This is a genomic window from Haemophilus parainfluenzae, from assembly GCF_003252755.1.
In the GTDB taxonomy this organism is placed as follows: domain Bacteria; phylum Pseudomonadota; class Gammaproteobacteria; order Enterobacterales; family Pasteurellaceae; genus Haemophilus_D; species Haemophilus_D parainfluenzae_N.
This window is the reverse complement of sequence record NZ_QEPT01000009.1, coordinates 69,503-79,843: the sequence shown is the minus strand read 5'-3', so window position 1 is coordinate 79,843 and position 10,341 is coordinate 69,503. Positions and strand designations below refer to the sequence as shown.

Here is a 10,341-nt window from a genome sequence, read left to right as displayed (position 1 = left end):
CCACCGTAGTGTTTTGCTAATACGGTTGTGATTGCTGCTGTTAAAGTTGTTTTACCGTGGTCAACGTGGCCGATTGTACCCACGTTTACGTGCGGTTTTGTACGTTCAAATTTTTCTTTAGACATTTAAAGAGTCCCTCTAAATAGACACGGTTATCGATGGGTAAATTAAACCACATTAACCAATAAAATCATTACTATTTAATAAGGAGAGAGGAATTTGGAAGGCTGGTGCTGATAGGCGGATTTGAACCGCCGACCTCACCCTTACCAAGGGTGCGCTCTACCAACTGAGCTATATCAGCGTTTGGAGCGGGCAGCGGGAATCGAACCCGCATCATTAGCTTGGAAGGCTAAGGTAATAGCCATTATACGATGCCCGCAGTCCTAAATTCATCTGTCCCATCAGAATTCATTTAGAAAATGGTGGAGGGAGAAGGATTCGAACCTTCGAAGGCTGAGCCAACAGATTTACAGTCTGCCCCCTTTGGCCGCTCGGGAACCCCTCCACACTAAATGAATACTTGTTTACCAAAGGATGGTGCCGACTACCGGAATCGAACTGGTGACCTACTGATTACAAGTCAGTTGCTCTACCTACTGAGCTAAGTCGGCGTGTTGTAAGCAAGTGAGGCGTATTATATGGAAAATTTTATGCCTGACAAGTTTTTTTTATGAAAAATACGTTTTTTTTAACTATTCGCCTAATTTACAAGCAAAAAGCCACATTCTTGTTTTAAAACTCACCAATTTTAATAAAAAACGATGATCACAACTCATTTATAGGGTATATTTTGTCCAATTTTTTCACTCCAAATATAAAGCACCTTGGAAATTACAGAACAACTAACGCCCTTTCTGAACTTTAGTCGTCAACAATGGGCTGAATTAAGAAAATCTGTTCCGCTAAAATTAACGGAGCAAGATCTCAAACCGCTTTTAGGTTTTAATGAAGAGCTTTCTCTTGATGAAGTCAGTACCATTTATCTGCCGCTTGCACGTCTGATTAACTACTATATTGATGAAAACCTTCGTCGCCAAACGGTTTTAAATCGTTTTCTTGGCGGACAAAGCCCTAAAGTTCCCTACATCATTAGTATCGCTGGCAGTGTTGCTGTTGGGAAAAGTACATCAGCACGTATTTTACAATCCTTGTTAACTCATTGGCCTACTGAACGAAAAGTTGATCTGATTACTACTGACGGTTTTCTTTATCCATTAGAGAAGCTGAAAGAAGATGATCTGCTACAAAAAAAAGGCTTTCCTATTTCTTATGATACGGCGAAATTAATTCGTTTTTTAGCCGATATTAAATCAGGTAAGCCATCAGTGAAATCGCCTATTTATTCTCATCTAACTTACGATATCGTCCCTGATAAGTTCGATATTGTCGATCAACCGGATATTTTAATTTTGGAAGGGTTAAATGTTCTCCAAACAGGTTCAAATAAAGCAAATCAAACCTTCGTGTCTGATTTTGTGGATTTCTCTATTTACGTTGATGCTGATGAGAATTTACTCAAAGAATGGTACATCAAGCGATTTTTAAAATTCCGTCAAAGTGCTTTCACCAATCCTGATTCCTATTTTAAACATTACGCTAATCTCTCTGAACAAGAAGCCATTGAAACGGCCAGCAACATTTGGGATAACATTAACGGATTGAATTTAAAACAAAACATTCTGCCGACTCGTGAGCGCGCCAATCTCATTCTTAGAAAAGGTGAAAATCACGAAGTTGAGTTAGTGAAATTAAGAAAATAAAAAAGAGCGGTCAAATTGACCGCTCTTTTTCTCACTGTCTTACGACATTCTTCCATTCTCAATGCCAATCACCTGATCACAAATAGCCATGGTAGATTGGCGATGACTCACGAGAATAATCAATTTTTCTGCTTTCACATTCAGCAACGATTTTAAAATCATCGCTTCATTTAAGCTATCTAAATTGCTAGTCGGTTCATCAAGCAAAATAATCGGCGCATTGTGTAAGAAGGCACGGGCAATACCGATACGTTGTTTTTCACCATCAGACAAGTTACCGCCTAATTCGGTCATTTTCGTTTGATACCCTTCTGGCAAACTCAAAATGAAATCATGAATTGATGCTTTCTTCGCGGCTTCCATAATTTCTTCTAACGTTGCATCACGGCGCGCAAGACGGATATTTTCCTCAATGGTTTCGTTGAAAATATAGGTTTGCTGGGTAATGTATGCCATATTGTCACGTAAGCTACAGGTATTGATATTCGGTAAGGTTTCACAGTTAATTTTAATGCTACCCGATTTAGGATCATAAAAACGCATCAGCAGTTTTAACAAGGTACTTTTACCGCTACCGCTTCTGCCGTGAATCCCTAAGATTTCACCTTTTTTCACAGATAAACTAACATCCGATAAAATTTGTTCTTCGCCGTAAGCAAAGTTGACGTTCTCTACATCAATGCTAGAAACCTCTTTCAAATCGACCGCACTTTCTACGTCTTTTAATTCGGGTTCTTCTGCTAGCAAGCTCAATACACGCTCACCTGAAGCCAAGGTTTGTAACAAGTTACTTGAAAGGTTACTTAATGCAATAACTGGCCCATAGCTTGACATCAATAAAATCACGCCAATTAAAAAGGCAGAAAAATCAATCTTATCTAGGCTAAACAAAATCAAGCCAGTGAATAACATAATGATGTTAAACGCCGATACTGCTACTTCCGTATAAACACGCACTTTGCCTTCTTGGTCTTTAATGCGTTCAAAAGCCATATCAATTTTTTGGCTGCGTTGTTGAATTTCATCTAAACGTAGTTTCGCGTAACCGAAAAGTTGAATTTCTTTCATACCTCGTACACTGTCGAGGAAGAAGTCATTCATTTCGCCTACTAATTCACGATAGCGTCTGCCATCTTCACGCGCCAATTTGGTGGTGATAATTGGTAGAATCACACCTACCGTTAAATAAGCGGCTAATGCTACAACCACAAACCAACCTGAAAGATGAGCGAAGACCAACAATAAAATCGCAGAAGTAAAAAATGCGATCATAATTGGTGCAATGGTGTGCGCATAGAACACTTCGAGCAATTCGATATCATTAGTTACCAAGGACACTAATTGCCCCGCTTGTTTGTCTTGCAATTTCACAAAAGCCAAACGGCGTAAGGAAGAAAACACTTTGTCACGCAATAATGCCAATAATTTAAAAGCAATATAGTGTCCGGACATTTGCTCTAAATAACGCAATGCGCCACGAGCAACTGCCAACACGATAAGTGCGGTCAAAATTCCAGAAAAACTTAAATGGGTGTCAAAGTTTAAAAGATTCACTAACCCCATCGCCCCAAGTACCATAATAAAGATGGCAGCCAGGAAACCGAGCGTTCCCATGGTGATGGTAAACGCCATAATGTGCGCCAGTGGGGTCACTAATTTCAACAAATGCCCCATCACAACAAAACCATTTTTACGCATTTGCCACCTCTCTAATTTGTTCTAAATCTTTTTGTTGTTGGAACATTTCAGCATACGCACCTTGTTTTGCCATGAGGTCTTTATGTGTGCCTTGCTCAATCAATTTGCCTTGCTCAAGCACGTTAATGCAGTCGGCATTCACGGCATTGGCCAAGCGGTGAGAAATCATCACAATCGTTTTTTGTTGTTTAAATTGCTGAATGAACTGCAAAATAATTTCTTCGCTTTCTACATCAATGTTACTGGTTGCTTCATCAAAAATATAAAGCGCCGCATTGTGTAATAAAGCACGCGCTAGGGCTAAACGTTGGATTTGACCGCCAGATAAATTCGCACCACGACTTAATAACGGCATATCTAATCCACCATTATCTCGAACGAATTGCGCTAAATTGACTTGTTCTAAACACGCATAAATTTGCTCATCTGTGGCATCAACTTTAGCCATCGTCATATTTTCACGTAATGAGCCTTTAAATACATAACTGCTGTGGCTCACTAGAGAGACTTTTTCATAAAACGAATGACGATCAATCTCTTGAATTTCTTGACCATTGAACAAAATCTTACCTTGTTGCGCCTTATTAAAGCCCATTAGCAACGAAACCAAAGTGGATTTACCACAACCACTTTTACCCACAAATACCGTAAGCTGATTTGGTAAGATGCTTAAATCTAAGCCTGTAATTGCTGGTTTCTCTTCGCTGTAAGCAAAATGCAAATCTTGAATATCCACCTGAATGGCATTTTTCGCTGCAAAATCGACCGCTTGTGCTTGAGTTTCCACTGGCGTATCTAACAATGTGAAAATCTTGTCTGACGCGGCTTTACCATTCATGGCCACATGGAAGAAAGAACCCAATAAACGAAGTGGAATAAAGAATTCAGAAGAAAGCAGAATAAATAAAATGACACCTAATACGGTTAATTGATCCGCTTGGAATTGTAACAAAGCCGTTAAAATCCCGATTGCTGCACCTCCGTAAGCAAGCAAATCCATCAGTGATACCGAGTTAAGCTGCATGGTAAGCACTTTCATGGTAATTTTGCGGAAATGTTCTGCTTCTTCATCCATTGCTTTTGCTTTATAAGCATCATCTTGATAGATTTTCAGCGTGATTAAACCTTGTAGGTTATCTAAAAAACTGCTGCCTAACCCCACATAAATGGACCAATATTTTGCCAAGAGTTTTTTCGCAATTTTATTCACCGCAATAATCGACATAGGAATAAGCGGCACGCAAATTAGCAAAATCACGGCTGTTTTAAAGCTGAAAAAGATCAGAAAAGCAAAGAGTGTGAGCGGGGCAAGCAAGCTATAAAAAAGCTGAGGTAAATAACGTCCGAAATAGATTTCAAGTTGTTCCACACCTTCTGAGGCCACTTGGATAATGTTTGACGTAGATTGTTGATTCACTTGGTTAAGTGGCATCGAAGCCAATTTACGATAGATCAGGCTACGTAGCTCATGTTTGACTTTCGTACTGGCAAAATAAGAGGCCTGCACCGATTTTTTACCCGCAAAAGCACGCAATGCCAAAGCAGCAATTAAAACAATGCCCCAAATGACCGCACTTAATGGGCCCAATTCATTAAAATAAGCCGCCTGTAAAATATAAGAAAATACGACGGCACTGATAATCCCGCCAATTAACGCCACCCAATTCCATAACACGGTGATGCCAATCCATTTTTTACTGTCGGCTACCGTGTTAATTAGGCGTTTATCTATCATCATAATGATTGCTCCTAAAACAAAAAGAAGTACGCACATTACTATGCGTACTTTGCTATAAACAATTTAATAATTAAAAACGAATTTCAACAGATGCTGAGAAGTTTCGACCAGGTGCGTAGAAACGTTCAAGACCTTTACCTTCTCTATCCACTGTATTCGTTGTGCTGTGAGCATTAATCCCGCGTAACGCATCCCAATTGTGATACTTACGATTGAAAATATTATAAATGCCTGCTCTTAATGTAATGTTATCTGTTGGATTGTAATAACCAAATGCATCCGCAACAAATGCTGCTTTATTCAAATATTTATAACTAACAATTTCTTGTTTGAAATCAAATTCTTTACAAATATTTGTACCAAACCAATCATCAAATTCTTCACGCACACAATAGCGTTTATTTTCAATTGTTTTAGCATCTCTTGCTTTTTTTGCACCTAAATAAGTGAAGCGAGTAAAAATTCCCCACTTACCATTTGGATCTTCATAATCCAAACCTAACACAGCTTTTATAGGTTGAACAGATAATAAGCTCGACCCATTAGAAAGTTTACCTTTACTATATCCAAGCGCACCATAGAATTTGAAACCATTTGGAACTGAATTAATAATATTATGAAGATCTAGATGTGTTTTTACTTCTATTCCTGTGACTTTTGCGCGATCAACATTCACCATTTGTTGCTCTAAACTTTGAAATTTTTGACCAAAGCTTAAAGTAGTAATTACACTTTCTTGCTCAAATAAGAAATGACGATAACGAGATTGATATAAATTAATATCAAATACACCCATATTATTTTTAGCTTGAGCAAATAAAGTATGGTTTAAACTACGCTCAGATTTTAAAGCGGGATTAGCACGCCATGAACCATAAGCATTTTTAAATGTAAAATACATTTCAGAAGCAGTAGGGATTCGATAGCCAGTAGAAAGTTGATAACCTAATTTCCATGTATCTGATACTTGAGCATTAATACCCGCAAATCCACTCCAATTAGCAAAGCTACTTTTAACTGGCTCATCACCTTCAAGGCAAGCTTTTGAGCATCGTGCATTAAACTCTTTTGGTGTTAATTTTGCATAATCATAACGAACACCTATCACAGATGAAAAGATCTCATTCCAACGAATATTATCTTTCAGAGAGATACCATATTGTTTTGTTTTAATCGGACGCTGAATAGTATAGAGATCTGAATATTCATAACTGCGACCAATCCCTGCTCTATCATAATTAATATTTTCAAACTCTCGTTCACTGATAAAATTTGTTAACGTAAAGGTATGTTCTCCCAACAATTTAAATGGCTGACTTTCTAGTTCTATCGTAGCTCGTTTAAATGTTGTTTTCATTCGACGATCAAAAATTTCACTCAATTCCTTTTCATTGGTCTTCCAATGTCTATCACCTTTGTAATTTACTGCTGCTAGATCAGTTTTTTGATAATCTAAATTAAGTTTTGCGAAAGCTAACCAAGCAGAATCTGGAGCATAAATATAACTTACATTAAAATTATGACGTTTATTCTCATCATTAGCTTCTCGCCAACTTCCACCATATAACGCATAACTTCTTTCATCAGTATAACGTTCTCCTTTCTGTCCAGTAAATCCAAAGGCAATACGATGATGAGCGTTAATCTGATAACCTAATTTAACCAAATAGCTATTAAAACGATGACTTGATGGGTCTGGCATTTGACGAGATGATGAATCCTCAATGCTACCATCACCTCGACTTTTCATCTGATGTCCTGTGCGTTGAGAATAAGCTACAATAGCGTCAAATTTCTCTCCTACATATCCCACGGCGGCAGTTCTTACCCATTCACTATTTTTACTCGCATATCCGCCTCGAATAAGTCCACCAAATTTTTGTCCCTGTTTGACTATATCAGCAGCATCTAATGTTCGATAAGAAACCGTGCCACCTAATGCACCACTACCTGAATTAAACGCATCTGCACCTCTGACAATATCTATTTCCCGAACCAATTCTGAATCAACAAATAAGCGTGAATTATTGAAATTACCATAGCGCGCATATAAGCTGTTTTCTTCGCTATCTGGTAAATTTACTCCATCTACACTAATACCAACTCGGTTTCCTTCCACTCCACGAATAGAAAACCCTTTTAGGAATCGTCCATTATCGCTAATCCCAACATCTGTGGTATAACGCACAAGATCTCGAGTATCTCTCACTAACTCTTTTTGTAGAGTTGATGCAGTTTTATGTTCAACAGCTGACTGCGTTTGTCGCTCTGCACTCAGCTCACCTTCAACATTAATCGTCTCTAATTGTTCTTCTGCAAAAGAAGATGGAGAAATGGATACCGTAGCAATAGGCAAAATTCCATAGGTCACTGCTAAAAATGTATTCTTTTTCATATTGTTATCCTTAAATAGCAAAACAGGTAGAATTATAAAAAAGAATAATAGGAAAAAATAGATAAAATTGAGAATTATTTTTATTTTTGTGATCTGGTTCAAAAAAAATACCGCACTCAGTTTCCCAAAGTGCGGTCATTTTTAATGATATTTTTGAGTGTTAGACTAAACGTCTAAGTTTGCTCTTAACGCATTCATTTCGATAAATTCACGGCGCGGTTCAACTTCATCTCCCATCAATGTGGTGAAGAGTTGGTCTGCTGCCACAGCATCTTTAATCGATACTTTTAACATACGACGAGCATTTGGATCCATGGTGGTTTCCCAAAGTTGCTCAGCGTTCATTTCACCTAACCCTTTGTAACGTTGGATTTCTAAGCCTCGGCGAGATTCTTTCATCAACCATTCAACAGCTTGTTCAAATGACTGAACAGGTTGCGTTTTTTCACCACGAGTAACATAAGCGCCCTCTTCTAGTAAGCCATTCACCTGCTGACCAAATGCGGTAATCTTCGCAAATTCATTGCCCATCACAAAATCAAAGTTGATGAAGTAATCGGTATCAATACCGTGTTTACGAACGGTAATAACCGCTTCATACACTTGGCGTTCGCTGTTAAATTGCGTTCTTGCTGAATATAAATGTGCTTCCGTTTCTTTTTCGGTTAAATACGCAACAAAAGAATTCGCCCAATTTTCGACCGCACTTTCATTACGCATTAACTCAACGGTTAATTGTGGTTGATAAACCAAACCTTGTAATAATGGCTCCGGATAGTAACGACTTAAGCGAGTAATTAATTTCTGAATATTGTTATATTCACTCACTAATTTCTCGAACACTAAATCATTCATTGCCGGTGCATTGGCACTGATATGTAACGCTGCGCCATCTAACGCAAGCATTAATTCATATTGCACCATTTCGTCGTTATCTTTGATGTAACGCTCTTGTTTACCTTTTTTCACTTTATAAAGTGGTGGCTGAGCAATATACACATAACCACGCTCAATTAATTCTGGCATTTGACGATAGAAGAAGGTCAACAATAAGGTACGAATGTGTGAACCGTCCACGTCCGCATCGGTCATGATAATGATGTGGTGGTAACGTAATTTATCTGGATTGTATTCATCACAACCAATTCCACAGCCAAGCGCTGTAATTAATGTGCCCACTTCTTGAGAAGAAAGCATTTTGTCAAAACGTGCTTTTTCAACGTTAAGAATTTTACCTTTTAATGGCAGAATCGCTTGGGTTTTACGATCACGACCTGATTTTGCAGAGCCACCCGCAGAATCCCCCTCCACGAGGTAAAGCTCTGAAAGAGCCGGGTCTTTTTCTTGGCAGTCCGCTAATTTACCCGGAAGGCCTGCAATATCCAATGCGCCTTTACGACGGGTCATTTCGCGGGCTTTACGTGCTGCTTCGCGCGCGCGCGCGGCTGTAATAATTTGATTTACAATGATCTTCGCATCGGCTGGATTTTCTAATAGATACTCCTGCATACGCTCATTCATTGCAGATTCAACCGCACTTTTCACTTCAGAAGACACTAATTTGTCTTTTGTTTGTGAAGAGAATTTAGGATCGGGCACTTTCACCGAAATAATCGCAACCAAACCTTCACGCGCATCGTCACCTGATGTGCTCACTTTCTCTTTTTTCAGTAACCCTTCGCTTTCCATATAGTTATTTAAGCTACGGGTTAATGCGCCACGGAAACCGGCTAAGTGAGTACCACCATCACGTTGTGGAATGTTATTGGTAAAGCAATAAACATTTTCGTTTACGCCATCATTCCATTGCAATGCGACTTCCACGCCAATGCCGTCTTTTTCAGCTGAAAAATAGAATGGTTTTGGGTGAATTGGATTTTTATTTTTATTTAAATATTCAACGAACGCTTGAATACCACCTTCATAATGGAAGTGATCTTCTGTGCCATCACGTTTATCGATTAAACGAATGGATACACCAGAATTTAAAAATGAAAGCTCACGTAAGCGTTTTGCTAAAATTTTGTAATCGAAGGTTGTAATTGCGAAGATTTCTGGACTTGGCCAGAAACGCACGGTTGTACCCGTCGCTTGAGTTTCACCGATAACGGTTAAAGGCCCTTGAGGCTCACCTAAGTGATAGAATTGCTCATGCACATGACCTTGACGACGAATGGTTAATTGCAATTTATCAGAAAGTGCATTTACCACCGAAACACCCACGCCGTGTAAACCACCTGATACTTTATAGGAGTTATCATCGAATTTACCGCCCGCATGAAGCACTGTCATGATTACTTCTGCTGCAGAAACACCTTCTTCTGGGTGAATATCTACCGGAATACCACGGCCATCATCTTGTACGGAAACAGAATTATCATCATGAATGGTCACGATAATCTCAGAACAATGACCCGCAAGCGCCTCATCGATCGCGTTATCCACCACCTCAAACACCATATGGTGTAGGCCTGTTCCATCATCGGTATCCCCAATATACATGCCTGGACGTTTCCGAACCGCATCAAGCCCTTTTAAGACTTTAATACTTGATGCACCATAAGCATTTTCTGTAACCGGTGTTTCTGACATAGTTTTTCTCTATTTTGTAATGAAAATTGTGCGGAATTATAGCAAAAAACTGACTATTTTGCGAAATAAAAGTGCGGTCAAAGTTTGCGTTATTTTTTTATTTGACATCTCGATTTTTCTCCTTATATTACCCTACCTCATTTTTTGTATAGAAA

Annotated in this window: 6 protein-coding genes and 4 tRNA genes; 1 reads left to right on the top strand and 9 read right to left on the bottom strand. The window is 38.8% G+C overall.

Translation table 11 applies throughout. From position 1 onward, the window contains the following. The 5 genes from DPV95_RS09660 to DPV95_RS09640 all read right to left on the bottom strand — a co-directional run. Positions 1 to 125: GTP-binding protein (locus DPV95_RS09660; RefSeq protein ID WP_230589789.1), on the bottom strand; the 125-nt coding region annotated here is incomplete at its 3' end. 103 nt (positions 126 to 228) lie between these two features. Further along, a tRNA-Thr gene (locus tag DPV95_RS09655) sits at positions 229 to 304 on the bottom strand. A gap of 3 nt (positions 305 to 307) precedes the next feature. Further along, positions 308 to 382 (bottom strand) — tRNA-Gly (locus tag DPV95_RS09650). Positions 383 to 423: 41 nt separating this feature from the next. Next, positions 424 to 508, bottom strand: a tRNA-Tyr gene (locus DPV95_RS09645). A gap of 30 nt (positions 509 to 538) precedes the next feature. Then, positions 539 to 614, bottom strand: a tRNA-Thr gene (locus DPV95_RS09640). Between the two features lie 213 nt (positions 615 to 827). On the opposite strand from DPV95_RS09640, the gene coaA reads away from it, so the two are divergent. Then, positions 828 to 1,763, top strand: a complete 936-nt coding sequence (gene coaA / locus DPV95_RS09635) for a type I pantothenate kinase (RefSeq protein ID WP_005697029.1) — start codon at positions 828 to 830, stop codon at positions 1,761 to 1,763. Positions 1,764 to 1,802: 39 nt separating this feature from the next. Here the strand turns inward: coaA and DPV95_RS09630 are convergent, their stop codons facing one another. The 4 genes from DPV95_RS09630 to gyrB all read right to left on the bottom strand — a co-directional run bounded on the left by DPV95_RS09630 (position 1,803) and on the right by gyrB (position 10,186). After that, entirely contained in the window at positions 1,803 to 3,461 is a 1,659-nt protein-coding gene (locus tag DPV95_RS09630; protein WP_049368211.1) for an amino acid ABC transporter ATP-binding/permease protein, read from the bottom strand. Continuing rightward, positions 3,454 to 5,199 (bottom strand): ABC transporter ATP-binding protein/permease, encoded by a 1,746-nt coding sequence (locus DPV95_RS09625; RefSeq protein ID WP_111407003.1) that lies wholly within the window; start codon positions 5,197 to 5,199, stop codon positions 3,454 to 3,456. The genes DPV95_RS09630 and DPV95_RS09625 overlap by 8 nt, the downstream gene beginning before the upstream one ends. 70 nt (positions 5,200 to 5,269) lie before the next feature. Next, complete coding sequence (locus DPV95_RS09620) at positions 5,270 to 7,594, bottom strand: TonB-dependent hemoglobin/transferrin/lactoferrin family receptor (RefSeq protein ID WP_053087337.1); 2,325 nt, start codon at positions 7,592 to 7,594, stop codon at positions 5,270 to 5,272. A gap of 165 nt (positions 7,595 to 7,759) precedes the next feature. Continuing rightward, a complete protein-coding gene (gene gyrB, locus DPV95_RS09615) occupies positions 7,760 to 10,186 on the bottom strand; it encodes a DNA topoisomerase (ATP-hydrolyzing) subunit B (RefSeq protein WP_049368209.1) in 2,427 nt (808 codons plus the stop codon). Positions 10,187 to 10,341: the final 155 nt, after the last annotated feature.

Excerpts from the sequence above, each read along its gene's own strand:
- DPV95_RS09625 (WP_111407003.1), bottom strand. The coding sequence starts at position 5,199 with ATGATGATAGATAAACGCCTAATTAACACGGTAGCCGACAGTAAAAAA.
- DPV95_RS09620 (WP_053087337.1), bottom strand. The coding sequence starts at position 7,594 with ATGAAAAAGAATACATTTTTAGCAGTGACCTATGGAATTTTGCCTATT.
- gyrB (WP_049368209.1), bottom strand. The coding sequence starts at position 10,186 with ATGTCAGAAACACCGGTTACAGAAAATGCTTATGGTGCATCAAGTATT.
- DPV95_RS09630 (WP_049368211.1), bottom strand. The coding sequence starts at position 3,461 with ATGCGTAAAAATGGTTTTGTTGTGATGGGGCATTTGTTGAAATTAGTG.